We start from the raw sequence: 24,594 nt of genomic DNA, 5'->3' as shown, positions 1-24,594 counted from the left end.
CCCCCACCGGCGCTTCGCGCCGCCTCCCCCACAGGGGGAGGTCCTAGCCAGGCTAAGCGATCGTCGTGACCAGACCGCCCTCGGCCTTCAGCGACGCGCCGTTGGTGGCCGCCGAAAGCGGGCTGGCGACATAGGCGACTAGGCTGGCGATTTCCTGCGGCTCGATCATCCGCTGCAGCAGCGAGGCCGAGCGGTGCTTGGCGAAGAACTCGGCCTCGTGCTCTTCGGGCGAGGCGTCCGGATTGCTGGACACGCTCTTGAGGAAGTCGGCGATGGCCGCGGCGCGGGTCGGTCCGGGCAGGACCGAATTGACCGTCACGCCCGTGCCCTTGGTCTGCTGGGCCATGCCCCGGGCGACCGCCAGCTGGGCGCTCTTGGTCATGCCGTAGTGGACCATCTCGCCCGGGATCGCCAGGCCGGACTCGCTGGAGATGAAGATCACCCGGCCCCAGTCGCGCTCCAGCATGCCGGGGAAATAGCCGCGCGACAGCCGCACGCCGCTCATCACATTGACCTCGAACAGATGCAGCCAGTCCTCGTCCGGGATGTCGGCGAAGGCCTTCATCTCATAGATGCCCAGGTTGTTGACCAGGATGTCGACCTGGGGAACCGCGGCCAGCAACGTCGCGGCGCCCTTGGCGGTGGCCGCATCGGCCAGGACGCCTGAGACGTTCGCGCCGCCCGAGGCGCGGATGTCGCTTACCGCCGCGTCGAGCTTGGCCTGGTCGCGGCCGGTGACGAACACCGTCGCGCCCTCCACGGCCAGGGTGCGGGCGATCTCCAGGCCGATGCCGGCGGTCGAGCCGGTCACCAGGGCGGTCTTGTTTCCGAGTTTGAGATCCATCGAAGGACTCCTCTTTGTTTTGCGACGCCAAAGATGGGACGCAAGCCGAGCTGGACCATGCCTTGGCGCGGCACATGGCCTGTGACTTCAGTTCACAGGTCGCGCCGATCAGGCGTTGAAGTTCAGTCTCAACCCCGGACGCGGCCACCGGGCCTTGTAGAGCCTGCCCGTTCCCGAGGCCGTGATCCAGGCGTCGCGCATTTCGGCGCCGCCGAAGCAGATGTTGGTGACGATCGCGTCGGGCACGGCGATATGCTCGGTGGTCCCATCCGGCGAGAAGGCTGTGATCCCGCCGTTGATGATCGTCGCCACGCAGACCCTGCCGTCGGCCTCGACCGCCAGGCTGTCCAGCATCTGGTAGCCCGGCAGGTTGCAGACCACGTTCCCCGGCTGCAGCGGCGCGGGGGGATCGGCCAGCACGCCCGGCTCGGCCACGTCGAACGACCACAGCCGCCCCAGCAGGGTGTCGGCCATGTAGACGGTCTTCTCGTCGGGCGAGAGACCCACGCCGTTGGGCGAAACGAAATGGTCGCGCCGGCGGACGATCTTCGAGCCGTCGGACAGGGCGTAGTACAGCGCGCCGTACTTGCGGCCGTCGGGGGTGCTGCAGCCGTGGTCGGTGAACCAGAAGCCGCCCTGTCGATCGAAGACCAGGTCATTGGGGCCCACCAGAGCCTTGCCGTCGCATTCGGTGTAGAGGGTGGTCACAGCGCCGGTGACGAGGTCGACCCGCTGGATCGAGCCGCCCGTGTGGGTGGGCGGGGTGGGGCCGGGCACGTTGAGGCCGCCCATGTCGATGCACTGGAAGCTGCCGCCGTTGTTGGCGACATAGATCGCCCCGTCCGGCCCGATGGCGGCGCCGTTGGGGCCGCCGGGGACCTCGGCTACTGTCCCCTTGCGTCCGTCGGGACGCACCCGGGTCAGGACCTGGCCCTGCATTTCGACGAGGATCACCGAGCCGTCGGCCATGGCGATCGGGCCTTCCGGAAACCGCAGGCCCTCGGCGACGAGTTCCAGCTCCATGCGTCTCTCCCTGGATGACGCCTCTATCGGGCGCGTTCAGGGAGTAAACGGATGTTTGAACGGCACGGCAAGCGCCTTACCGAGGCGCAGCGCCTCAGTTCAGGTCATAGAGCTCGTAGGCGATCAGCCCGCCATCGCTGCCCAGGAAGGCCCGGCCGTGGGCCGAGCGCACCAGGGCCTCGCGATCCACCCACTTGGGCGTGGCGTCCGAAGCGTCCGCGCCCTGGGTCGCGCAGGGGACGGTCAGGCGCACCGACTGGCGAGGCCTGAAGCGCTTGCCGCGCTCGGCCCGGATCGCCCGGCCGAACACTCGGCAGCTGGCGACCTCGCCGCCGTCCAGCGGCCGCACCTTGACCACGTTGAACACCACCACGTCGGTGGCCGCCGCCCGCGCCAGGCTGTCGCCCTGGCCCAGTCCGATGTCGGCCAGGGCCACGTCGGTCACCCCGGCGGTCAGGGCCAGGACGCTGAGAAGGACGGCCAGGGCGCGGGGAGGGGGACGCATCAGCGGCGCTCCAGGACACGGAAGACGAAGGCGTGGTCGTCGTCGGGACCGGCAGGATGCGCCTCGCGGCGCACCTCGGTCCAGGCCGCTTCGTCGAACGCGGGAAAGCTGACGTCGCCGTCGACCTCGGCCTGCACCTCGGTCAGGTACAGCCGCCTGGCCTTGGGCAGGGCGGTCTCGAACAGGGCGCGGCCGCCGATCACGCAGACCTCGTCGACGCCGTCCTCGGCCGCCTGCTCCTTGGCCATCTGCACGGCCTCCAGGAAGCTCTCGCAGACCACCGCCTGGGGCGGCTCGAACGAGCCGTCGCGCGACAGCACGATGTTCATCCGCCCCGGCAGCGGCTTGCGAGGCAGGCTATCCCAGGTCTTGCGTCCCATGATCACCGGCTTGCCCATCGTACAGGCCTTGAAGATCGCCAGGTCGGACTTCAGCCGCCACGGCAGGTCGTTGTCGCGGCCGATGACGCCGTTAAGGGAACGGGCCACCGGGCCGACGGTAAGGATAACGGACATGCGACATGTTTACCCTGCGTCGGCCGTCGCGGCCACCCGGTCTGTCGGGCTTGCGACTTTCGCGGACGGATCAGCCGCCGAAGGGGACGATGATCTGCTGGGCGCTGGCGCGGGCGATCATCTCGCCGTCCGGACGGCGGAAGTCGGCCTCGACATGGATCATGCCCCGGGTCCGGGCGACCACGCGGCCTTCGAGCGCGAGAACCTCGGCCTTGCCCACGCGGATGAAGTCGACCTTCAGGTTGCTGGTGCGGAACACGGCGTCGGCGGGGGCGACGGTCATGGCCGCGAAGGCCAGGATCTGGTCGGCCAGGGCGGCGATATAGCCGCCGAACAGCGAGCCGTCGCTGTTGAGCAGTTCCGGGGCCGGCGTCCAGGTCTTGTGGACCCATCCCTCGCCCCAGTCGTCCAGGCCGCCGAGCTTCAGGGTCTGGACGACGGGCGGGAAGGGCGTGTCGCCGCCCCGGATCTGGTCGAGCCGATCGGTGGCCCAGGTCAAACCGCGACCGCCGCCTTGATGTGCGGATGGGCCTCGTAGCCTTCCAGCTGGAAGTCCTCGTATTCGAAGGCGAACAGGTCGCGCTTGTCGGCCATCTTCAGGGTGGGGAAGGGCTTGGGCTCGCGCTGGATCTGCTCGCGGGCCTGGTCCAGGTGGTTCAGATACAGGTGCGCGTCACCGAAGGTGTGGACGAACTCGCCCGGCTGCAGGCCGACGACCTGGGCGACCATCAGGGTCAGCAGGGCGTAGGAGGCGATGTTGAACGGCACGCCCAGGAAGACGTCGGCGCTACGCTGGTAGAGCTGGCAGCTCAGCTTTCCATCGGCGACGAAGAACTGGAACAGGCAATGGCAGGGCGGCAGGGCCATGTCCTCGACATCGGCCGGGTTCCAGGCGCTGACGATGTGCCGACGGCTGTTGGGATTGGTCTTCAGGCCCTCGACCAGGTTGGCGATCTGGTCGATCGACCGGCCGTCAGGCGCGGCCCAGGACCGCCACTGCTTGCCGTAGACCGGGCCCAGGTCGCCGTTCTCGTCGGCCCACTCGTCCCAGATCTTGCAGCCGTTGTCCTGCAGGTACTTCACGTTGGTGTCGCCGCGCAGGAACCACAGCAGCTCGACGATGATCGAGCGCAGGTGCAGCTTCTTGGTGGTCAGGACCGGAAAGCCTTGCGACAGGTCGAAGCGGATTTGCCGGCCGAACACGCCCAGGGTGCCGGTGCCGGTGCGGTCGCCGCGCTGGACGCCGTTCGCAAGGATGTCGGCGAGCAGGTTCAGGTACTGCCGCTCGGGATGGTCGGCGGAGGCGGGATCGGCGTGGACGGGCGCGTGGGCGTTCATGCCGCCAGAGTGCCGCCGAATCGAGATGTTCGCCAGTGTATTGGCTGGGGACAGGCGCATGCGCCTGTCCCCAGACGAGCGTCCTGCTACCGCGACGGCTCCAGGCCGGTGTTCAGCACCCAGCCGACATTGTCGTTCTCGTCGGACACTTCCCACCACAGGCCGTTCTTCTCGCCGGTGGGATAGACGATGGCGCCGGCGGGCAAGGCGCGGATCAGCTTGCCGCCGGCCGCGGCCGTAGCGCGCATGTTGGTCACGCGGATGGCGGTGAAGGTCTTGGACGGCGCGGCCGCGGCGGCCGAGGCGGTGGTGGCCGACACCAGGCCCAGGTCGGTGACCAGCTTGGTGTAGCTGTTGATGAACGACAGGGTGATGATCCGGCCGATCTCGGTGTCCTCGTAGCCGCCGCCGACCGCGCCGCCGAAGCCGATCGCGCCGCCCAGGCCGAAGCCGATGTCGTTCTTCGCGGCGTAACCTTCCTGCACGGCCACCGTCTCGGTGGTGCGCACGTTGGTCAGGGACAGCACGGTGTTGGCTTCGAGCTTCTTGGTCTTGATGCCGCCGATCAGGCCGCCGGCCCGGCCGCCGATCACCCCGCCCAGCAGGCCCGCCACCGCGCCGCCGCCCGAATTGGCGTCGCTGGCCTGGACCTCGGCCACCAGCACGTAGTCGGCGGCCTTGACCTGGCCCTGGCCGACGTTGGAGCCGCGCTGCAGGCCCAGATTGCCGCCGATGTTGCGCTCGATCTGGGCGGCGTTCAGGCCCGCGCCCCGGTCGACCAGGTTGAAGCAGCCCGACTTCTGGACCATGGCCTTCAGCAGTTTCTGCGGCGAGGCCAGATTGTATTGCGTCCAGCCCCGAGGGTCGTCGCCGTCGATGATCGACAGCGTGCCCAGCTTGCGGGCGCAGCGGGGGATCTCGGCGACGGCCTGGGTCTGCAGCTTCTGCGCGTTGCTGGGCTTGGCCTGGGCGAACACCGCCGAAGGCGCGAGAACGGACAAGGTGACGCTGGCCGCCACCAGTCCCGACAGCAATTTCATGATTTGCCCCTAAATGCTCTAAAGCTTGAGAACCAACCCTAGCTTGTGGCAGGTCCCCAGCCAAGGCCTGGCTCAACCCGCGAAACCGCCCTCGTCCAGGAAGGCCTGTTCGGCCGCCGTCGTCGCGCGCCCCAGCGCCGCGTTGCGGTGGGGAAAGCGGCCGAAGCGGGCGATGATGTCCCGATGGGCGATGGCCCATTTGAGGCTGTCGGCGTCGCCGGTGTCCTTCAGCAGGCCTTCGAACAGGGCGATGCTGGTCTCCTGGTCGGCCAGGGATTCGGAGTGCTCGTAGGGCAGGTAGAAGAACGGCCGCAGTTCAGGCGCGACGGCCTTGTCGTGGCCTGCCGCCACGGCGGCCGCGGCGATGGCGCGGGCCTTGCCGTCGGTGGCGAAGGCGTGGCCGCCGCCGCGGTAGAGGTTGCGGGGAAACTGGTCCAGCAGGATCACCAGCGCCAGGGCGCCCTCGGGCTCGGCGGCCCAGGCGTCGTACTTGCCCCGGGCGGCGGCCAGGTGGACAGGCTCGAACTTCAGGCGGATGGCGTCGTCGAAGGCGTCGGACTTGGCGAACCATTTGTCGGGACCGGCGGCGGTCCAGAAGCCCAGCACGTCCTGTGGTTTGGCGGCCATGGTGGATCTCCTTTTGGACAATCTTGGATAGGCGGCGTCGTTCAAACAAGGTTCATGGAGCAAGGCCGACACTTCAATACAAGGGATGAGCGACGGGGCCAGCACAAGGTCCCTTGGAGCACTTGGAAAGACATGAAACGTCTGATCACGACGGCGATGATCCTGTCGCTGCTGGGCGGGGCCGCGGCGGAAGCCGCCGGCGCCGGGCAGGATCGCCCGGATCGCCGCGGCGAACGCGGCGACGGCGGCGGCTGGCGTCAGCGACAACAGCAGCAGCCGCAGCCGCAGGCTCAGCAGCCCCAGCAGCAGCCCCAGGCTCAGCCGCAACAGCAGCCTTCGGGCGGCGGCGATCGCGGCGCCTGGCGTCAGTCGCGCGGGGAACGTGGCGATCGCGGCGACCGAGGCGGTCGTCCCGACTGGAACGGCGGCGCCCGGCCGGCGCCCGAGGCTCAACAGCCACAGCAACCGCCCCCCGCGCCGCAACCTCGCAACCCGCGGGAAGGCTGGCCGGACCGGGGCGGCCGCGACGGCGGCTGGGATCGGGGCGGCCAGAACAGGGGCGACCAGAACCGCGGCGATCAAAATCGCGGCGACCAGAACCGCGGTGACCGGAACTGGAACGATCGCGGCGACCGTGGCGACCGCAATGGCGGCTGGGACCGGGATCCCGGACGTGGCGACCAGGGCCGTCCCGGCCAGGGACGCCCCGACTGGGGCCGGCCGGGCCACGACGGTCAATGGCGCGACCGCGACAACGATCGCCAGCGCTACGACCAGCGCCGCTACCGCCCCTCCTATCGCGCCGCCCAGCGCTACCGGGTTCCGGCCTACCGCTACCCGCGCGGCTTCTATGCGCGCCACTGGTCGTTCGGTGACTACCTGCCGGGCGGCTGGTACGGCTCGTCCTACTATCTGGACGCCTGGCGGTACGGCCTGCCCTATCCCCCGATCGGCTGCGAGTGGGTGCGGGTCGGCGACGACGCCCTGCTGGTCGACGTCTGGAGCGGCCAGGTGCTGAGCGTCTATTACGGCCTGTTCTGGTAAGGCCCGTCGCCCGGCCGCCAAGGGCCGTGTTGCGAAAAAGACGAAAGCCGCGCCTCGATGAGGCGCGGCTTTCTCGCGTCGCGAGCAGGCTCGCTTCGTCGACTATGACTGTCGGTCAGGACGCGGTGAGCGTCGGATCCCAATAGAAGTAGCCCAGGACGTTCATGGCGCCCGCATGGTACTCAAGCACGACGAACGAGACGTTGTAGCTCTCGGTGCCGGCCTTGACGATGTCGGCCGTCAGATAGAAGTCGTACTGCGGCGTCGTGACGTAGGTCGGGGGCAGGCCGATCGTGCCGGGCGTCGTGCCGGGCACCGGCGTCTGCGGCTGGATCAGCTCCCCGGTCATCGTCCCGGTAATCTGGTCGTTCGCGAAGCGCTGGATGTTCTGCAGGTTCGCCGAATAGCTGGTGTTGCCGGACTGCGACGTCATGCGCCAACGAATGCTGTCGCCGACATCCACCGAAATCGACAGGTCGCCCGAGGCTTGGCCGCTCTTCACGTACTCGCTGGGCGCGACCATGTAGGCGTAGTTGTGCCCGATGCCGGTGGGAGACCTCGGATCCTTGCTCGGGTTGGGGTTGGCCGCCATCAGGTTGGCCGTGTCGACGACGACCTCGATATCAACTATGTCGCTCATTTTAGAAATCTCCCTTAAAGGTTGTGTTTATGGCTCGACCTTGCGCCACACACAATCTTGAGTCAAGTGCGTCATATATAATCGATAAAGTTGTATCACGGCGTCGAAGCCGCCATGCGGCTCCACCGAAGAAGGTCCCCTTGGCGGTCATCAAGGCGGGGGGCGACCTAGACGTTCGTCGTCGACTTCGCCGCCCGCTCGTCGTCCTTGGTCGCCACCATCCCCTTGAGGGCTACGTGAGTGATGAAGCGATCGACCCAGGCGTCGAACTCGGCGAGGTGGTCGGTTTCGGCCATCATGTCGTCGGCCTGGTCGTCGGCATACGGCTTGCCCTCGCCGAACACGCCGGCGATCCACAGGCGATCGGGAACTTCGACCCCGCTGTAGCGGCACTGCCAGACCAGACCCTGATAGGCCAGGCGTTCGTCCTGGTACGGCTCCTGGCCCGGATCGAACCAGTCCTTGCGTTGGACCAGCCGGGGGCGGCCGTCCTCGCCGAGTTCGTTGGCCCCGCCGTCGCAATAGGTGAAGAACGCCGCGGTGCGGCCCTCCAAGTGGTTGCGGGTCAGCCGCCGCCACTGGGGCGAGCGCTCCAGGGCCTGGGCCTTCAGCGTGTCCTTCTTGTCGATCAGGTCGGGACGCGGATTGCCGCCGGCCGCGCAGACCAGGCGGTCGAACATCAGCTTGAAGTTGCTCGAGGGGCCGTACCAGTTGGTCGGGCCGATGAAGGCCCAGGCGTCGGCCCGGGCCAGGCGACCGTAGAGGTCCAGGTCCCACATCAGGTCGGGCTGGGTCGTGCTGCGCGGACCGTAGCAGTTGCAGGGCCAGACGCAGAGCGCCATCGACGAGCTGACGCAGGCGTTGCACGCCTGGATCTTCGGCCTGCCGTGCTGGTTGCCCAGGTCCTCCGTGTCGATTTGCCACGCGGCCGGCAGGCGGGCCGCCATCCGCGTCATCAGGGCGCGCGCCTTGGAATCCAGGCCCGGACAGCTGTTGTGGCGTCGCTGCGAGCCGGCGATCACCAGCACCCGCAGGGCGCGATCCTCGCTGGGCCTGGGGGAAACGATCGGGGCGTCTTCGGGCGCTTCTTGCAGGCTGGCCATGGCGGTGGAACGCCTCAACGTCTAAAACGTCGCCACAGAGGCTTTAGCGTCACAATGTTCTGTCGTCATCGCCTTGACGAAACGGCAAAAAAACGCTCAAACGCCCGGCCTTTGTCGCTCCGCTGTTGCGTGGGGCGGCCATATTGACCAGTCCTGGAGAAAAAACATGCGCGTCTATTATGATCGCGACGCCGACCTCGCTCGCATCCTGGACAAGAAGATCGCGATCGTAGGCTATGGTTCGCAAGGTCACGCGCATGCCCTCAACCTTCGGGACTCCGGCGCGACCAACGTCGCCGTCGCCCTGCGCGCCGGTTCGCCGACCGCCAAGAAGGCCGAGGGCGAAGGCCTGAAGGTCATGACCGTGGCCGAGGCCGCCGCCTGGGCCGACCTGCTGATGATCCTGGCGCCCGACGAGCACCAGGCCGCGATCTACAAGAACGACATCGCGCCCAACATCCGCGACGGCGCAGCCCTGCTGTTCGCCCACGGCCTGAACGTCCACTTCGGCCTGATCGAGCCCAAGGACACCATCGACGTGCTGATGGTCGCGCCCAAGGGCCCCGGCCACACCGTGCGCGGCGAATACCAGAAGGGCGGTGGCGTGCCCTGCCTGATCGCGGTGCACCACAACGCCACCGGCAACGCGCTGGACCTGGGCCTGGCCTATGCCAGCGCCATCGGCGGCGGCCGCTCGGGCATCATCGAGACCAACTTCCGCGAGGAATGCGAGACCGACCTGTTCGGCGAGCAGGCCGTCCTCTGCGGCGGCACGGTCGAGCTGGTCCGCGCCGGCTTCGAAGTGCTGGTGGAAGCCGGCTACGCGCCGGAAATGGCCTATTTCGAGTGCCTGCACGAGCTGAAGCTGATCGTCGACCTGATGTATGAAGGCGGCATCGCCAACATGAACTACTCGATCAGCAACACGGCCGAGTACGGCGAGTACGTCACCGGCCCGCGCATCATCACGCCGGAGACCAAGGCCGAGATGAAGCGCGTGCTGGAAGACATCCAGTCGGGCAAGTTCGTCCGCGACTTCATGCTGGAGAACCAGGTCGGCCAGCCGAGCTTCAAGGCGACCCGTCGCCGCTCGGCCGAGCACCAGATCGAGGAAGTCGGCGGCCGCCTGCGCGCCATGATGCCCTGGATCGCCAAGAACAAGCTGGTGGACGTGGCCAAGAACTAGGCTTTTCGCTTCATCGCCGAACGGACGAACGGCGGGCTCGACAGGGCCCGCCGTTTTTCGTTTGGCGTCGCTCGTACTCAATTGACGGTTGTTGCAATCTTGGGTCACCTAGGCGTGCGCGATTTCGCGTGCATTAGGCTGGAGGTTGTATGTCTTTCTCCAAAGTTCTTCGCCTTGGAGCCGCGGTCGCGGCTCTGGTGGCCGGTACGGTGGTTCAGACCACGGCGGCTCAGGCGCGCCCCGAGGTCTGCGTCCAATGGGCTTGGTCGCGCTGCGACCCGCGTTTCGAGCGCTTCACACCGGAGTGGAACGCCTGCTTCGATCAGAACGTGACCGCTTGCGAACTGACCCAAGGCCCGCCACCGCCGACGCCCAATCCCCCGGCGCCGCCATTCCCGTGGCCGACCTCGGGCGACGACTAGCCTTGAGCCTTGATCGAACGATGGACGGCGGGTTCGAAAGAGCCCGCCGTTTGTTTTCACAGCGAGCTGTCGGACCGCTCATCCGGCGAATGCCGGCGGACCCAGACGACCGAACTCTGGCGCGGACGTCGTGAACGCCGCACAGTCCAACCCAACCCTGCTTCGGGATCTGGGTTCCGGTATTCGCCGGAAGGGGCGAATTTAGGGACGCCTTACCCCAGCACGAACACCGGCCCCCAGGCCACCTGATACTTCCGCGCGCCGGTCGACAGGTGCGGCCGCAGCTGCCAGGCCCCCGGCGGCAGGGTCCGGGCCCCCGGCGCCTCGACATAGGTCTCGACCAGGGCTTCGCCGCCGGGCTCGGAGACCGAGAACTGATCTATGCGCGGGACGGCGTTGGCCAGGACCGCGGCGATGGCGGCGACCGACGCCACCCGCAGCGGAGCGGGGGCGGCCAGGCGAGCAGAGACCTCGGCATAGGCCCCGACCGCGATCACCTCGCGGCCTCGGCGCAGCACCCCGTAGCCGACATGGGTGAAGCCCGGCGACAGCAGGTTGGCCCGGTGGCCCGCGCTGCCCTTCCACTGGCCCATGATCTGGTCGGGCCGCACCGCGCCGTCGGCATTCAGCCGCTCGGCGATGTTCTCGGCCGGGGCGCCGACCAGGTCGCGGGCCAGCAGCCCCACCCGGGCGGCGGGGCCGAAGCCCTCGCGGGTCATGTGGTCGAAGACGCCGGTGCGGGCGATGTCGGCGGCGTGGGCGCGGGCCGCCAGGGTCAGGCCGGGATCCGGCGTCAGTTCGAAGAGGCCCTGGCCGCGCCGGAAGATGTCGCCCAGGTCGCGCAGGTCGGTCTCGAAATCGGGATCGAAGTCGCCCCGGCTCTCGGCCAGTTGCCGGCGCAGGCGGCGGTCGTAGGCCAGCCACGGATCGCTCGTGGCGGCCCCCGCTGGGCTAGGGGCGAGGCCCGGCGCGGCCAGGATGGCGGCGGTCGCGGCGACCAGAGTCCTTCGATCTAAAGCGTTCATGATCCTCAAGGCGGTTGACAGCGTCCCGTTTCGGCAAGCTCTAAGGGGCCATGAGACCCGTACGTTCCATTTGGCTGGCCGGCCCCGAGCCCTGGCTTCCCGACGCGCAGGCGCAAGGCGCGCGCCAGCGGGCCCTTTGCGCCGACAACGGCTTCACCGGCCTGACCGCGCCCGCCATCGTCGAGACCCAGGCCGACAATGTCGAGATCCAGGCCCGGGAACTCTACGCCGAGAGGATGGCCAAGCTGCGGCAGGCCGACGCCGGGATCATCAACCTGACCCCGTTCCGCGGCCCCTCCTGCGCCAGCGCCGCCGCGTTCGAGGCCGGGGTGCTGGCCGGGCTGGGGCGGCCGATCATGGCCTATGTCAATATCGCCGACGAGAGCGAGGCCGAATATGTCGACCGCGTCGAGGTGCATGTCGGCGCCCAGCGCGACGAGCACGGGGTCTGGCGCGATGGCGACGGCTGCGTGGTCGAGGACTTCGGCCTGCCCGAGACCCTGATGCTGTGGGCCGAGGCCCGCCGGTTGTTCGTGATCATCACCGACAATCCGCTGCACGACCTGACCGGGCTGGAGATGTGCCTGGAGGCGCTGGCGCTGTACGCGGAGTAGGGTGGTTGGTGGTTCATCCACTTGCCCCCACCTGACCGCTTCGCGGTCTGTCCGCCCCCAGAGGGGGCGGAGCCTTCGCACCGGAGCGCTCTTCCCCCTCTGGGGGAAGACGACCGCGAAGCGGTCCGTAGGGGGCAAGTGGTGAGAATGAGCGAACTCTCCATCACCACCCCAGCGCCGCGTCCCCTCGCAGGATCGCCTCGGCCGCCGCCGAATGCCCCAGGCCCTCCCGCTCGTGCAGGACCAGCGGCGGCAGCAGGACCAGCGGGGCCTTGCCGGTCTTGATCGCCCGGACGATCACCCGCTTGGCCGGGGCGTCGGCGAAGGGCGCGACCGGGCGGATCCTGAACGAGCCGGCCTTGGGGGACAGCAGGGCCAGGAGGTCGGCCAGCCGGTCGGCGCGGTGGATCAGGGTGATCGTCCCGCCCTCGCGCACGGCCTTCAGGCAAAAGCCGGTCCAGGCCGCCAGGCCGCCGTCGGCCATCCAGGCGCCGGACTTCTCCGGGGCGGGCGCGCGCAGGGCGGCGGGATCGTCGAAGAACGGCGGATTGCTGATCGCCGCGTCGAACACCGGCAGGTCCAGGGCGCGGAAACCCCGCTCGACGTCGCCGCCGACGATCTCGACGCGGTCGTCAAGGCCGTTGAGGACGACATTGCCGCGCGCCAGGTCGGCGGCGGCTGGATCGCGCTCCAGTCCGACGAATCGGGCGTCCGGACGCCGGACGGCCGCCGCCAGCAGCGCCCCGCCGACCCCGCAGCCGGCCTCGATCACCTGCTCGCCCGGTCCCGCGTCGCAGGCGGCCGCCAGCAGGGCCGCGTCCATGCCCGCCCGGTAACCCGCCACGGGTTGCCGCAGCCGCACGCGGCCGTTGAGGACGGCGTCTTCGGTGACGCTTGGCGGGCTTCCGGCCGCGGGTATCTCGTTCGGCAACGTTTCAAGCCTTGTGCTCGCCTTGACCCTGACCTATCCCGCCACCATTGTCGCTCGCAACGGCTGATCAAGCCCAAGGGACGCGAGGCGTACGCCGACCGCCGGCGGGCGTCAGCAGGGAGAGTATGGTTTTGGACGCAGCTGCAGCGACCCTCGCCCGGGAGCCGGGATCGGTGGATCGTCTCGTGCGGCTGGCCGCCGCCGACATGGCCGGGGTCGACGCCCTGATCACCGCGCGCATGCAGAGCGAGGTTCCGGTCATCCCCGCCCTGGCCGAGCACCTGATCGCCGCCGGCGGCAAGCGCCTGCGTCCGCTGCTGACCGTGGCCGCCGCGCGCCTGGCCGGTTCCGACAACGACACCTGCCTGAAGCTGGCCGCCGCCGTCGAGTTCATCCACACCGCCACCCTGCTGCACGACGACGTGGTCGACGGCAGCCAGCTGCGGCGCGGCAAGGTCGCGGCCCACCTGATCTGGGGCGCGGCCCAGAGCGTGCTGGTCGGCGACTTCCTGTTCGCCCGGGCCTTCGAGTTGATGGTCGAGACGAACTCGATGAAGGCGCTGGAGATCCTGGCCAAGGCCAGCCGCGTGATCGCCGAAGGCGAGGTGCTGCAGCTCACCCGCAGCCACGACCTGAACCTGTCGCAGGCGCTGTACCTGGAGATCATCGCCGCCAAGACCGCCGAGCTTTTCGCCGCGGCCTCGGAAGCCGGTGGCGTCTCGGCCGGCGTGTCGGCCGCCCAGTCCGACGCCCTGCGCGCCTATGGCATGAACCTGGGCCTGGCCTTCCAGCTGGCCGACGACGCCCTGGACTACGGCGGCACGACCGAGGCCTTGGGCAAGAACGCCGGCGACGACTTCCGCGAAGGCAAGGCCACCCTGCCGCTGCTGCTGGCCATCGCCCGCTCGGGGCCGCGCGAGGCCGAGTTCTGGGAGCGGGCCATCGGCCGCCGCGAGCAGACCGAGGCCGACTTCCGCCGGGCCCGCGAGCTGATCGTCGGCACCGGAGCGCTGGAGGCCACCCTCGACCTGGCCGCCAACTACGCCGACAAGGCCAAGGCGGCGCTGTCGGGCTTCCCAGCCAACGACTGGCGCTCCAGCCTTGAGAGCCTGGCCGACTTCGCGGTCAGCCGGCGAGCCTGACATGGCAAGGGCCGGTCGACGCGACGGAGCGTCCTCGCGCGCCACGCCCGAAGGCCGCGACCGCAACGGTCATGATCACGCCCATGCCGCAGGCGAGGCGGCCGGCAAGGTGATCGGCGGCGGCCTGGGCCTGGTGATCGGCTTCGGCGTCCTGCTGCTGATGTTCGGACCTGTGCTGTGGGCGCCGCTGTGGGCGGCGGTCTCGGCCGCGATGCGGGTCAAGGCGCTGGGGCACAGCGGCTGGCTGGCCGCCGGCGCGGCCGTCGCCGCGGGCCTGGCCGTGGCGTTCGTCCAGGCCCTGCTGCTGGTCCAGAAAAGCCCGCTGCTACGGTATCCGGCCGTGCTGCTGTTCTCGCTGGCCTGGGTGGGCGGGTTGTGGCTGGAACTGACCGCCCCGCCGCACGACTGGCTGGCGCCGCCGCCCTGGCATGCGCCCGGCCCCTGGGCGATGGCGATCGTCGCCGTCGGCACGGTGATCTATGCGGGGCTCTACCTGCTGATCCTCGGGCGCTTCGGCAAGGGCCGGTGGGCCAAGCGGTGGCAGCTGATTAAGTAGGCTGAGCCTGCTTCTCATGCCCAACCGTTGTCATCCCGGAAAGCGCGGAGCGCTTGTCCGGGACCCAGGTGAATCGCAGTCACATTTGACCAGTCCCCTGGGTCCCGGACAGCCTCTGCGAGGCTTCCGGGATGACAACTGTTTGAGGGCCAGAGCCGCTACTTCGCCTTCAAACACAGATCCAGGTGCGTGCCGTTGTCGTCCTCGACGTGGCGCGTCCAGGCCGCGTCGATCCGGGCGATCACCTCGGTGGCGTCGGCGCCCTTGACCGTCTCGCGCTTCTTCTTGCGGTGCAGGATCTCGACGCCGTAGCCCAGGTCCAGGAAGAAGCTCAGCAGGGCCGAGCCCTCGGCGCGCGAGGTCTCGGCCTGGAAGCGCGGTGAATATTCCAGGAAGGTGATCGGCTTCTGCTCGGCCATGAAGGCCTTGGCGCCCATGAAGGCGCGATATTCCATGCCCTCGATGTCGATCTTCATCACGTCGACCTTGCCCAGCTCTCCGCGCAGCAGGTCGATCGGCACCACGGGCGCGAAGTCGTAGTCGCTCAGGTCGTCGGGCGCGGCTTGGCCCGCGGGCTCCAGCTGGTGGTTGTTGTGCATGGTCTGGCGGCGCAGGAAGGCGGTCTCCAGCGTGTCGGACACCCCCACCAGGATCAGGCGGATGTTGTCGATGGCGTTGGCCTTGGCGCTCTCCAGGATCACCCGGCCGTTGCCGGGGCTCATCTCGATGGCGATCACCCGGCCCTCGGGACCAACCTTCCGGGCGGCCGGCAGGGCGAAGGCGCCCCAGCTGGCCCCGACGTCCAGCACGGTCATGCCGGGCTTCAGGGTCTGCAGGAAATAGTCCAGCACCCAGGGCTCGTAGTCCTTGCCGTCCAGCAGCTGCTTGGTGATCACCCAGTGGTCGGGCATGCGGAACGTACAGCCGCGGAACTTCACAGAGGCCGGGACGGGGGCGGCGCCGACGGGCAGCGAGATCGCCTGGTGCTTCTTCTTCTTCCGGAACAGACCCATCGCGCCCTCGTCACGGCCCGCCGCCTGGAATCGGAGGCGGGCCTTTTGTTTCTCGAGCGTCACATAGCGATAGCTTGTGGCAAGGTCACGTCCGAGCAGCGCGAAAGGCGAAGCTCGACATCGGCCGCGATTCGTCGCACGCCTGGAGCATCCTTCGGAGACGGTCATGATCCGCCTGCTGCTCAACATCCTGTGGTTCATCTTCGGCGGCTTCATCTCGGGCTGCCTGTGGCTGCTGGGCGGGGCCCTGCTGGCCATCACCATCGTGGGCCTGCCCTATGCGGGCGCGGCCTGGCGGATCGCCGGCTTCGCCTTCTGGCCGTTCGGCAAGGAGATTGTCCCGCGCGACCTGGTGACCGGCCGCGAGGACCTGGGCACCGGCCCCCTGGGCTGCGTGCTCAACGTGATCTGGTTCGTCCTGGGCGGCTGGTACATCGCCCTGGCCCACCTGATCGCCGCCGTCGCCGAGGCGGTGACGATCATCGGCATCCCATTCGCGATCAAAGACCTGCAATTGGCCGTCGTCGCCCTGGCCCCGATTGGGCGGACCGTGGTGGACCGGCGCTAGAAGCCGGTGAACAGGCGGTCGAGGGCGCGACGGATGTCGTCCTCATGGGCGGCGAGATCGGCGACGGCGCGCCGAAGCGGCGCCTTGAGAATGTTACTCAGTTCGGACATCGCGATGTGAAGGTCGCGACCTTGGACGGTGACCGGAATGTCGAGACCAAGAGACGTGGCGTCGACAACGATTGGGGCCACGATGACCGTTTCCAGCGGCAGATAGTGCGATTGAAGGACGATGACGAACGGGGCGAAAGGGCGCGAAGCCGGCGACGGATTGGCGAACACCTGGAACTGCCGCATTCACCAGCGCCGCAGATCTTCGCCAAATACGCCGCGACGGGAGATCCGTTCATTGTAGGCCCTGATCGCCTCGGCGTTCTCTTCCGCCCACCGCCGTGCGCGTTCCTCGGCTCCGGCCGGATCGACCTTCTGCAAGTGCAGCCGCAGCTGGGTCTCGCTCATGCCGGCGACGGAAATCCCCAGCCGCTTGGCCTGAGCCAGCAGTTCCGGATCGATGCCGATGTCCAGTTCGACCTTGCCCATGCGTAGAGGCTAGCACGGCGGCCGCGAACCGTCAGGCCTCGTCGTCCGGCGCCAGCAGGATGTCCAGGAAGGTCTGGCGGCGGTTGAGGAAGTTGCGGGTCACCTGGAAGTGCTCGGTGTCTTCGTACTCGACACGCTCCAGGCCGCGCTCGGAGGCCTGGTAGATCCAGGCGTCGGGATAGCCCAGCAGGATCGGCGAGTGGGTGGCGATGATGAACTGCGAACGGGCCAGGACCAGCTCGTGCAGCCGGGCCAGGAACGACAGCTGCCGCTGCGGCGACAGCGCCGCTTCCGGCTCGTCGAGGATGTAGAGGCCGTCGCCGCGGAAGCGATTGTCGAACAGGGCGAAGAAGGCCTCGCCGTGCGACTGTTCGTGCAGGGGTGTGCGGCCATAGCCGCTGACCCCGACCTCCTCGATATAGCTGGCGACGTTGAAGAAGCTTTCGGCGCGCAGGAAATAGCCGTCGATGGGGCGCAGCGCGCCTCGGACCCGCCGGATGTACTGGCTGAGGGACGAATGCGACGCGCGGGTCGAGAAATTGACGTTGGTCGATCCGCCCTCGGCGTTGAAGCCCCAGGCCATGGCCAGGGCCTCGATCAGGGTGGACTTGCCCGAGCCGTTCTCGCCGACCAGGAAGGTCACCCGCGGATGGAACGCCAGACGGTCCAGGTCGCGCACGACGGGCAGGTTGAAGGGATAGACGCTGGCGTCCCAGCCCTCGCGCCGCTCGAACAGGGCTTCGATCCAGTAGGGACGGTCCAGGGCGGTCATGGGGCGCTCCGCCTCAGCACGTGAGTCCAGGGTCCCGAACTGTCTCGCGAAAAGCCCTGCGCTTCCCAGAACGGCGCGGCGGCGGGGGAGGCGGCGGCGTTGCACGTCAGGAGGTCGACCTGATCGAGGGCTTCCTGGATCAGGGCCGAGGCCAGGGTGCGCGCCACGCCCTGGCGGCGGAAGGCGGGGCGAACATAGAAGCGGCGCACGCGGCGGGCCGGTTCGGCGGCGGCGGGTTCGATCGACAGGCCGCCGATCCCGGCCAGTTCGTCGGCCAGCAGCGCGGCGAGCAGGGCTTCGCCGTCGTCCTCGAAGCGCTGGTCGCGGCTGGCCCAGTCCTCGGCCAGCCGCGCCATGTGGCTGACGCCCTCGCTCGCCGCATCGGCGAGGAGGGCGTCGAAGCCGTCCGGCAGGTCGTCGATGATCCGGACCAGCTGGATCAAGATCAGCCCGGCGAGATCATGTTCTCGGGCCGCACGTACTGGTCGAATTCCTCGTTGGTCAGGTAGCCGCCGCCGACGGCTTCCTCGCGCAGGGTGGTGCCGTTCTTGTGCGCGGTCTTGGCGATCTTGGCGCAGAGGTCGTAGCCCAGCTTGCCGTTCAGGGCCGTGACCAGCATCAGCGAGTTCTCGACGCCTTTGTTGATGTTGTCGACGCGGGGCTCGATGCCGACGACGCAATTGTCGGTGAAGCTGATCGCCGCGTCGGCGACCAGGCGCACCGACTGCAGGAAGTTGTAGGCCATCACCGGGTTGAAGACGTTCAGCTCGAAATGGCCCTGGCTGCCGGCGAAGGTGACGGCGGCGTGGTTGCCGAACACCTGGACGCAGACCTGGGTGAGGGCCTCGCACTGGGTGGGGTTGACCTTGCCCGGCATGATCGACGAGCCCGGCTCGTTTTCCGGCAGGCTCAGCTCGCCCAGGCCGGCGCGCGGGCCCGAGCCCAGGAAGCGGATGTCGTTGGCGATCTTGAACAGGCTGGCGGCGACGGTGTTGATCGCGCCGTGGCTGAAGACCATGGCGTCGTGGGCGGCCAGGGCCTCGAACTTGTTGGGGGCGGTGGTGAACGGCAGGCCGGTGATGGCGGCGATCTGCTCGGCCACCTTCTCGGCGAAGCCGATGGGGGCGTTGAGGCCCGTGCCGACCGCGGTGCCGCCCTGGGCCAGCTGCATCAGCTTGGGCAGGGTCTGCTCGATGCGCTCGATGCCGTTGGCGACCTGCTGGGCGTAGCCGCCGAACTCCTGGCCCAGGGTCAGGGGCGTGGCGTCCTGGGTGTGGGTGCGACCGATCTTGATGATCTTGGCCCAGGCGTCGGACTTGGCCTTCAGGGCCGTGTGCAGGTGCTTCAGGGCCGGCAGCAGGTCATGGACGATCTGCTCGGCGCAGGCCACGTGCATCGCCGTCGGATAGGTGTCGTTCGACGACTGGCTCATATTGACGTGGTCGTTGGGGTGGACGGGCTTCTTGCTGCCCATCTCGCCGCCCAGCATTTCGATCGCCCGGTTGGAGATCACCTCGTTGGCGTTCATGTTCGACTGGGTGCCCGAGCCGGTCTGCCAGACCACCAGCGGGAAGTGTTCGTTCAGCTTGCCTTCGATGACTTCGTTGGCGGCCGCGACGATGGTCTCGGCGATCTTCGGATCCAGCTTGCCCAGGGCCAGGTTGGCCTCGGCGGCGGCGCGCTTGACGATCCCCAGGGCGCGGACGACGGGAAGCGGCTGCTTCTCCCAGCCGATCTTGAAGTTGCCGAGCGAACGCTGGGCCTGGGCGCCCCAGTACTTGTCGTTCTCGACGGCGATCGGGCCGAAGGTGTCGGTCTCGTTGCGCGTGGCGGTCATGCGGCGGGTCTCCCGGAAAAACGGTCGAGCGGGGGTCTAGACCCAAGGCGGGCGAAGGGCAACGTTCCCCGGTTGCTCAGGGACGTGGTCGCGGGTACGACGGGAACAATCACGGAACGGAGTTCGCCCGATGAGCCCTCACATCGCCCTGCTGCGCGGCGTCAATGTCGGCGGCCGCAAGGTGCTGAAGGACGACCTGCTGGGCCTGGCCAAGGACCTGGGCTTCGACGACGCCAAGACCCTGCTGGCCAGCGGCAACCTGGTGCTGTGGGGCAAGGCCGAGGCTGACGCCCGTCTGGAAAAGCGGCTGGAGGACGGCCTGGAAAAGCGCATGGGCCTGCGCACCGAGTTTTTCGTCCGCACGCCCGCCGAGCTGAAGGCGATCATCGACGCCAACCCCTATCCGGACGAGGTCAGGAGCCACCCCAACCACCTGCTGGTGCACTTCATGAAGGCGTCGCTGCCGGAGGGCGACGAGGCGACGCTGCGCGCGGCGATCACCGGTCCCGAGACCTTCAAGGTCGGAACGCGCGAACTCTATATCGACTACCCCGACGACGTCGGCCATTCGATGCTCGACCGCGACTGGAAGAAGACCAAGCGCGCGCCGCTGGGCACGGCCCGCAATTGGAACACGGTACTGAAGCTGGCGGCGATGGTGGGGCTATGACTCCGCGACGGGATTTCGCGACATCCAGCCGCTTCACAGCTTTCGCGCCGCCGCTGTCGTAAGGAGCCACATCGGCCTCCGGGATGTGACGTCGAAATGGAGATTTGACAGCGCTGTCTTTCGTGGCAGGGTCTCGCCGGAAAAAAAGGGGAGGCAGGCCATGGATTCGGCGAAGGCTTATGGCGGACGGATCGTTGCGCTCGATGTGCTGAGAGGATTGGCCGTCGCGGGCATGATCCTGGTGACCAGCCCGGGATCGTGGGATCGCGCCTATGCGCCGCTGAAGCACGCGGCCTGGCGCGGGTGGACGCCCGCCGACCTGGTGTTTCCGACCTTCCTGTTCTGCGTCGGGATGGCGATCGGCCTGTCCGTCCCGCGCCTGCGGGCCGGGGAGGGGGCGTCCGCCGCCTTGTGGCTCAAGGTCGCCCGGCGCACGGCGCTGCTGATCCTGCTGGGCCTGGCGCTCAACGCCCTGCCGAGCTTCGACCTGGCCCATCTGCGCATTCCGGGCGTCCTGCAGCGGATCGGCCTCTGCTACGCCCTGGCCAGCGCGATCTGCATCCTGCCCGCCAAGGCCGAGCCTGGCGGCGTCCCGCGCCTGAACCTCGGCGCCGTCGTCCTGGCCGCCGTGGTCCTGCTGGTCGGTTACTGGGCGCTGCTGACCTTTACGCCCGTGCCGGGGTTCGGCGCCGATCGCTGGGACTCGCAAGGGGCGCTGCCGGCCTTCATCGACCGCGCGGTCTTCACGCTCCCCCACCTGTGGCCTTACGGCACGACCGAGGGCGTGGGGGTGACCTATGATCCGGAAGGCCTGCTCTCGACGCTTCCGGCCACGGTCAATGTGCTTCTGGGCGCCGTCGCGGCCGCGTTTCTGGCCCGGGCCAGCGACCGGCGCGAGGGCCAGGGTCGAATTGTCGCCGCGTTGCTGGCCCTCGGCGCGACCTTGATCGTCGTCGGCCTGGCGCTGGACCCGATTGTGCCGGTCAACAAGCGCATCTGGACGCCCAGTTTCGCGCTGTTCAGCAGCGGCGCCTCCCTGGTCGCCCTGATCGCGCTGCACCTGGTTCTGAAGGCCCGGGCGGCGCAGCGAGCCGCCTGGCCGCTGAAGGTGCTGGGCGGCAACGCCATCCTGGCCTTCGTGGTGTCGCAGGTCCTGGGCGCCTGCGCCGGCCTGACCGTCCAGCATCGCACCGGGGTTCCGGACCTGACCCCGCAGGGCTTCGGCTTCGAGACGACCCAGCGCCTGACCGCCGATCCCTACCTGGCCTCGTTCCTCTGCGCCCTGGCGATCCTGGCCCTGATCATCGCCGTGATCGCGCCGCTGGACCGGCGCGGGATCCATCTGCGGCTCTAACGGCCTATCGACATTCGGGCCCGTCCCCCAACGCATCGTCATTCCCGCCCTTGTGGCGGGAACCCCCTCTCGCCGCCGCAGGGACGGATGGGTGGCGCGCCAGCGCGCCAAGGCGCTTCACCGTCGGCTGAACCAGGGGTTCCCGCCACAAGGGCGGGAATGACGGTTCAGAAGGGGGGCAGGTTGATCCCGAAGCGCTGAATGCCGATACGCTCTAGCCATGGTCGAGCCGCGAGCGCTCGGCTATAGGAGCGCAACGTCTTCCGGAGAAACCCGATGCTCGTCGCCACCACCAATGACCTGCCCGGCTACCGCGTCGTCGCCCATCTGGGCCTTGTCCGTGGCGTCACGGTCCGCTCACGCAGCGTGATCGGCAATATCGGCGGCTCGATCCAGTCGATCTTCGGCGGCAAGCTGTCGATCTATGTCAACCTGGCCGAGGCGGCCCGCAAGGAGGCCTACGACCTGCTGGTGGCCCACGCCGCCGAACTGGGGGCCAACGCCATCATCGCCGTACGCTACGACGCCAACGAGATCATGGAAGGCATCACCGAGGTGCTGGCCTACGGCACCGCCGTGAAGGTCGAGCCGATCGCCTAGCGATGCCGCCTTTGGGTGAGAGTGGCGGCTGGGTCCACCACGGCAAGGTCCGGGCCCGCGAGGCCGACGGCGAGCTGACCCTGGTGGTCGACGGCCTGACCACCCAGGCCAAGTACTACAAGCCGCTGATCTACGAGTTCTTCCGCAAGGTCTGGCGCGGCTCGCGCCCGGCCTGGGGCGAGTTCTCGGTCGAGATCGGCATGGAGTTCGTCGGCGAGCCGCCGTGGATGGACCTGGACAACCTGGCCAAGGCCCTGCTGGACGCCATCAAGGGCTACGCCTTCCACGACGACGCCCAGGTGGCCCGGCTGCTGGTCGAGCGCCGCCCGGCCGAGCGCGAGCGGATCGTCATCGTCGTGCGCAAGCTGGAGACGCGGTTCCTGCGGGCGACGCTGGAGGGCTGAGGGAGCGACTGGGGACAGGCCCATGAGCCTGTCCCCGTCTTCGCTCTAGGCGTTCCAGAACTCCAGGAAGCCCCAGGCCGCCAGCAGCAGGGCGAAGCTCAGAAAGATCAGGGTCGTGCAGCTGAAGGCCAGCTTGCGCAGCGAGGTCCAGCTATCGACCCGCCGGCCGCCGCGCCACACCACCGGCAGCATGGCCAGGGTGGCGATGGTCAGGGCGGTGGCCACGAAGGCGCAGGCCGAGGCGCTGAGCAGCCAGCCGCTGGGCCAGCCGTAGAACACCTTGGCCAGGTCGCCAGCGCCGCTGGCGAACATGCCCACGCCGACCAGGGCGACCAGCCAGAGGATGGCCTGGATGGTCTGCAGCAGGCTGGCGCGGGCCTGGGTCGGGGTCTGGCGCGCCTCGCGGCGGTCGCGGGTGACCGCGCCCACCAGGGTGGCCAGCGCCGCGAGGGCGGCGAGCACGGCCAATGTGGTCAGCAGGCCCGGCTGGTGCGGGAAGCCGATGCGCTCGAACGCCGCCGCGCCGGCGGGCGAGAAGAACCGCGCCACCTTGCCGTCCTCGCGCTGGAACACCAGCAGGCCCGAGCCGCTGGCCGGCGCGAAGGTGTCGGGCTGGTCGGTCGCCGTCCATTGGCTGGACTTGCCGTCGAGGGTCAGGGTCAGGCGACCGTCCGCCGCAGCGCGCACGGTCGCATCGCCGATCAGGCGGTCGATGAAGCCCTCCAGCCCGCCATAGGCGCGCCGCGTGGTCAGGTACTGACCTTCGTAGGCCCGGGCCTCGTCCTGGGTGATCCGGCTGGGGGCGGGGATCTCCGGGCGCGGGGCGTAGAAGCGCTCGATGATCGTCGCGGGCAGGCTGGCGGGCAGGTCGGCGCCGGTGTCGGTGTTGACGGCCACGAACACGCCCAGGCCCAGGTCGGGGACCATGACCAGATTGGAGTGGAACCACAGGGTCGCGCCCGCATGGCCGAAGCCGCGATGGCCGCCGGGCAGGGGGATGTCCATGAAGCCGGCGTTCCAGCCCGGCGCGCCCTCGGCCGGGCGGTACATCGGGGTGCGGAACATCGCGCTGGTCCGGGGCGAGAACACCGTCCGTCCGTCGATCGTCCCGCCGTTCAGCAGCAGGGTCATGTAACGGGCCATGTCGCCGGCTGTGCTGGAGGCGGCTCCGGCGGGGGCGACGTGGCCGATGAACTCGGGCGCTTCCGTCTGGAAGCCCAGCGACGTCCAGCGGAAGCCGTCCGACAGACCGGCCGCCAGGACCGGAGCCATCGGGGCGGGCAGGTCGTCCCGCCACGGGCGGTTCTCGCGGAAGGTGGTGTGGGTCAGGCCGGCGGGCAGTATCACCTGGTCGGCGATCGTCTTCTCGAACGGCTGGCCCGTGACATTGGCCAGGGCCGCGCCGGCCAGGCCGGCTCCGTAGTTTGAATAGGCCGGCAGCAGGCCCGGCTCGCGCACCCGGTTGGGACGTTCCTGCCGCAGGTACTGATCCAGCGACCGTTCGCGGCGCGGATCGCGTTCGAACAGCTGGCCCAGGGCCCGGTCCTCGAACCCGGCCGTGTGGGTCATCAGGTCGCGCAGCCGCACCGGCGTCTTCTTGCCCTGGTCCTTCAGCTGCAGCTTCTCGGGCAGGTAGATGTTGATCGGCGTGTCCAGGCGCATGCGCCCGGCCTCGACCTCGTTCATCAGGGCGATCCAGGTGAAGGTCTTGGAAATCGAACCCAGGCGGAACAGGGTCGTGTCGGGGTCGACCTTGCGGCGGTCCGTGAGGCTGGCGACGCCGTAGCCTTTCTTCAGCACCACCTGGCCGTTTTGGACGACGGCGATGGTTACGCCGGCGATATGGTCGCGAGCCATGCGGTCGCGCACCACGCCGTCGACATAGGCTTCGAGGTCGGCGGGCGGCAGCGGGGCGGCGGAACTGGCCGCGACCGGCGACGGGGCTGGTGCGGTGGTCTCCGGCGAGACCGCCGCCGCGACCGCTGCGACCGCTGCGGGCGCCGCCGCTGGCGCGGCCGTCGCCGTCGTGGCGCGGGTCGGGATCGCCGTACGGGCGGCGGCCGGCGCGGCGGGGCGTGGGCGCGGCGCGCGGCGGCGCACCGTCGAGGTGTAGGGGATCGGTTTGGAGGGCAGGACGACGGTCGCCGCCGCCGGTCGCCGAGCGGGGGAGTCCTGGGTCTGAGCCACCGTCGCGCCGAACAGGCCGCAGCCGATGATCGCCGCCGAAAGAACGGACCTGAACGAAAGACGCAGCGTCACGAACAAGACCTCGCCGGCTCTAG

At 68.8% G+C, this 24,594-nt stretch carries 30 protein-coding genes; 11 read left to right on the top strand and 19 right to left on the bottom strand.

The features are described from left to right. Positions 1–52: 52 nt before the first annotated feature. The 8 genes from J2X41_RS14980 to J2X41_RS14945 all read right to left on the bottom strand — a co-directional run bounded on the left by J2X41_RS14980 (position 53) and on the right by J2X41_RS14945 (position 5,892). The gene (locus tag J2X41_RS14980; RefSeq protein ID WP_310082809.1) at positions 53–844 is read right to left on the bottom strand and encodes an SDR family oxidoreductase; all 792 of its coding nucleotides are present in this window, start codon (positions 842–844) and stop codon (positions 53–55) included. A 108-nt stretch (positions 845–952) separates the two neighbouring features. Further along, positions 953–1,867: an SMP-30/gluconolactonase/LRE family protein gene (locus J2X41_RS14975; RefSeq protein WP_310082808.1), complete on the bottom strand. Its 915-nt coding sequence runs from the start codon at positions 1,865–1,867 to the stop codon at positions 953–955. Positions 1,868–1,961: 94 nt separating this feature from the next. Beyond that, complete coding sequence (locus J2X41_RS14970) at positions 1,962–2,372, bottom strand: hypothetical protein (RefSeq protein WP_310082807.1); 411 nt, start codon at positions 2,370–2,372, stop codon at positions 1,962–1,964. Then, complete coding sequence (locus tag J2X41_RS14965; RefSeq protein WP_310082806.1) at positions 2,372–2,887, bottom strand: dihydrofolate reductase; 516 nt, start codon at positions 2,885–2,887, stop codon at positions 2,372–2,374. Before J2X41_RS14965 ends, J2X41_RS14970 begins: the two co-directional genes overlap by 1 nt. A gap of 70 nt (positions 2,888–2,957) precedes the next feature. Next, positions 2,958–3,386, bottom strand: coding sequence for a PaaI family thioesterase (locus tag J2X41_RS14960; protein WP_310082805.1), 429 nt, complete (start codon positions 3,384–3,386; stop codon positions 2,958–2,960). Then, positions 3,383–4,225, bottom strand: a complete 843-nt coding sequence (locus J2X41_RS14955; RefSeq protein WP_310082870.1) for a thymidylate synthase — start codon at positions 4,223–4,225, stop codon at positions 3,383–3,385. The genes J2X41_RS14960 and J2X41_RS14955 overlap by 4 nt, the downstream gene beginning before the upstream one ends. An 86-nt stretch (positions 4,226–4,311) precedes the next feature. Further along, entirely contained in the window at positions 4,312–5,265 is a 954-nt protein-coding gene (locus J2X41_RS14950) for an SH3 domain-containing protein (protein WP_310082804.1), read from the bottom strand. 72 nt (positions 5,266–5,337) lie between these two features. Then, entirely contained in the window at positions 5,338–5,892 is a 555-nt protein-coding gene (locus J2X41_RS14945; RefSeq protein WP_310082803.1) for a DUF924 family protein, read from the bottom strand. Between the two features lie 132 nt (positions 5,893–6,024). On the opposite strand from J2X41_RS14945, the gene J2X41_RS14940 reads away from it, so the two are divergent. Further along, positions 6,025–6,936, top strand: coding sequence for an RcnB family protein (locus J2X41_RS14940; protein WP_310082802.1), 912 nt, complete (start codon positions 6,025–6,027; stop codon positions 6,934–6,936). A 115-nt stretch (positions 6,937–7,051) separates the two neighbouring features. Here the strand turns inward: J2X41_RS14940 and J2X41_RS14935 are convergent, their stop codons facing one another. Further along, complete coding sequence (locus J2X41_RS14935) at positions 7,052–7,576, bottom strand: inclusion body family protein (RefSeq protein ID WP_310082800.1); 525 nt, start codon at positions 7,574–7,576, stop codon at positions 7,052–7,054. Between the two features lie 167 nt (positions 7,577–7,743). Further along, positions 7,744–8,679, bottom strand: a complete 936-nt coding sequence (locus tag J2X41_RS14930; protein WP_310082799.1) for an NAD(P)H-dependent oxidoreductase — start codon at positions 8,677–8,679, stop codon at positions 7,744–7,746. A 166-nt stretch (positions 8,680–8,845) separates the two neighbouring features. Here J2X41_RS14930 and ilvC point away from each other — a divergent pair, with 166 nt between their 5' ends. Then, positions 8,846–9,865: a ketol-acid reductoisomerase gene (gene ilvC / locus J2X41_RS14925; protein ID WP_028039886.1), complete on the top strand. Its 1,020-nt coding sequence runs from the start codon at positions 8,846–8,848 to the stop codon at positions 9,863–9,865. 149 nt (positions 9,866–10,014) lie between these two features. Next, positions 10,015–10,287 carry a hypothetical protein gene (locus J2X41_RS14920; protein ID WP_310082798.1) on the top strand — a complete coding sequence of 91 codons (273 nt, stop codon included), beginning with the start codon at positions 10,015–10,017 and terminating at the stop codon, positions 10,285–10,287. A gap of 212 nt (positions 10,288–10,499) precedes the next feature. Here the strand turns inward: J2X41_RS14920 and J2X41_RS14915 are convergent, their stop codons facing one another. Continuing rightward, positions 10,500–11,312 carry a CAP domain-containing protein gene (locus J2X41_RS14915; protein ID WP_310082797.1) on the bottom strand — a complete coding sequence of 271 codons (813 nt, stop codon included), beginning with the start codon at positions 11,310–11,312 and terminating at the stop codon, positions 10,500–10,502. A 50-nt stretch (positions 11,313–11,362) separates the two neighbouring features. On the opposite strand from J2X41_RS14915, the gene J2X41_RS14910 reads away from it, so the two are divergent. Then, on the top strand, positions 11,363–11,926 hold the full coding sequence (locus J2X41_RS14910) for a nucleoside 2-deoxyribosyltransferase (RefSeq protein ID WP_310082796.1): 564 nt from the start codon (positions 11,363–11,365) through the stop codon (positions 11,924–11,926). 163 nt (positions 11,927–12,089) lie between these two features. Here the strand turns inward: J2X41_RS14910 and J2X41_RS14905 are convergent, their stop codons facing one another. Further along, on the bottom strand, positions 12,090–12,857 hold the full coding sequence (locus tag J2X41_RS14905) for a methyltransferase (RefSeq protein WP_310082795.1): 768 nt from the start codon (positions 12,855–12,857) through the stop codon (positions 12,090–12,092). A 131-nt stretch (positions 12,858–12,988) separates the two neighbouring features. Here J2X41_RS14905 and J2X41_RS14900 point away from each other — a divergent pair, with 131 nt between their 5' ends. Together J2X41_RS14900 and J2X41_RS14895 are read left to right on the top strand one after the other, a co-directional pair. Next, positions 12,989–13,999: a polyprenyl synthetase family protein gene (locus tag J2X41_RS14900; protein ID WP_310082794.1), complete on the top strand. Its 1,011-nt coding sequence runs from the start codon at positions 12,989–12,991 to the stop codon at positions 13,997–13,999. Position 14,000: 1 nt separating this feature from the next. Further along, positions 14,001–14,555: a hypothetical protein gene (locus J2X41_RS14895; protein WP_310082793.1), complete on the top strand. Its 555-nt coding sequence runs from the start codon at positions 14,001–14,003 to the stop codon at positions 14,553–14,555. 158 nt (positions 14,556–14,713) lie between these two features. On the opposite strand, the gene J2X41_RS14890 is transcribed toward J2X41_RS14895, so the two are convergent. Beyond that, positions 14,714–15,568 carry an FkbM family methyltransferase gene (locus J2X41_RS14890; protein WP_310082792.1) on the bottom strand — a complete coding sequence of 285 codons (855 nt, stop codon included), beginning with the start codon at positions 15,566–15,568 and terminating at the stop codon, positions 14,714–14,716. A 166-nt stretch (positions 15,569–15,734) separates the two neighbouring features. Here J2X41_RS14890 and J2X41_RS14885 point away from each other — a divergent pair, with 166 nt between their 5' ends. After that, on the top strand, positions 15,735–16,136 hold the full coding sequence (locus J2X41_RS14885; protein WP_028039892.1) for a YccF domain-containing protein: 402 nt from the start codon (positions 15,735–15,737) through the stop codon (positions 16,134–16,136). Here the strand turns inward: J2X41_RS14885 and J2X41_RS14880 are convergent. Genes J2X41_RS14880 through fumC form a run of 5 tightly spaced genes read right to left on the bottom strand, consistent with a single transcriptional unit; the run spans position 16,133 to position 19,284 of the window. Further along, a complete protein-coding gene (locus J2X41_RS14880) occupies positions 16,133–16,417 on the bottom strand; it encodes a CcdB family protein (protein WP_310082791.1) in 285 nt (94 codons plus the stop codon). The genes J2X41_RS14885 and J2X41_RS14880 overlap by 4 nt on opposite strands. Before the next feature lie 15 nt (positions 16,418–16,432). Continuing rightward, on the bottom strand, positions 16,433–16,675 hold the full coding sequence (locus J2X41_RS14875; RefSeq protein WP_310082790.1) for a type II toxin-antitoxin system CcdA family antitoxin: 243 nt from the start codon (positions 16,673–16,675) through the stop codon (positions 16,433–16,435). A gap of 31 nt (positions 16,676–16,706) precedes the next feature. After that, positions 16,707–17,447, bottom strand: coding sequence for an AAA family ATPase (locus tag J2X41_RS14870; protein WP_310082789.1), 741 nt, complete (start codon positions 17,445–17,447; stop codon positions 16,707–16,709). Further along, positions 17,444–17,890, bottom strand: coding sequence for a GNAT family N-acetyltransferase (locus tag J2X41_RS14865; RefSeq protein ID WP_310082788.1), 447 nt, complete (start codon positions 17,888–17,890; stop codon positions 17,444–17,446). The genes J2X41_RS14870 and J2X41_RS14865 overlap by 4 nt, the downstream gene beginning before the upstream one ends. Positions 17,891–17,892: 2 nt before the next feature. Then, the gene (gene fumC, locus J2X41_RS14860; protein WP_310082787.1) at positions 17,893–19,284 is read right to left on the bottom strand and encodes a class II fumarate hydratase; all 1,392 of its coding nucleotides are present in this window, start codon (positions 19,282–19,284) and stop codon (positions 17,893–17,895) included. Positions 19,285–19,414: 130 nt separating this feature from the next. Here fumC and J2X41_RS14855 point away from each other — a divergent pair, with 130 nt between their 5' ends. From J2X41_RS14855 to J2X41_RS14840, 4 genes are all read left to right on the top strand, one after another. After that, positions 19,415–19,954, top strand: coding sequence for a DUF1697 domain-containing protein (locus J2X41_RS14855; RefSeq protein WP_310082786.1), 540 nt, complete (start codon positions 19,415–19,417; stop codon positions 19,952–19,954). Between the two features lie 160 nt (positions 19,955–20,114). After that, positions 20,115–21,308 carry a heparan-alpha-glucosaminide N-acetyltransferase domain-containing protein gene (locus tag J2X41_RS14850; protein WP_310082785.1) on the top strand — a complete coding sequence of 398 codons (1,194 nt, stop codon included), beginning with the start codon at positions 20,115–20,117 and terminating at the stop codon, positions 21,306–21,308. Positions 21,309–21,584: 276 nt separating this feature from the next. After that, positions 21,585–21,908, top strand: coding sequence for a YbjQ family protein (locus J2X41_RS14845; RefSeq protein ID WP_028039897.1), 324 nt, complete (start codon positions 21,585–21,587; stop codon positions 21,906–21,908). Positions 21,909–21,910: 2 nt separating this feature from the next. Continuing rightward, complete coding sequence (locus J2X41_RS14840) at positions 21,911–22,312, top strand: RusA family crossover junction endodeoxyribonuclease (RefSeq protein ID WP_310082784.1); 402 nt, start codon at positions 21,911–21,913, stop codon at positions 22,310–22,312. Between the two features lie 45 nt (positions 22,313–22,357). On the opposite strand, the gene J2X41_RS14835 is transcribed toward J2X41_RS14840, so the two are convergent. Further along, positions 22,358–24,571, bottom strand: a complete 2,214-nt coding sequence (locus J2X41_RS14835; protein WP_310082783.1) for a serine hydrolase domain-containing protein — start codon at positions 24,569–24,571, stop codon at positions 22,358–22,360. Positions 24,572–24,594 lie beyond the last annotated feature (23 nt).

The sequence above is a fragment of the Caulobacter sp. BE254 genome (genome assembly GCF_031457295.1).
In the GTDB taxonomy this organism is placed as follows: domain Bacteria; phylum Pseudomonadota; class Alphaproteobacteria; order Caulobacterales; family Caulobacteraceae; genus Caulobacter.
This window is presented reverse-complemented; position numbering and strand designations above follow the sequence as displayed.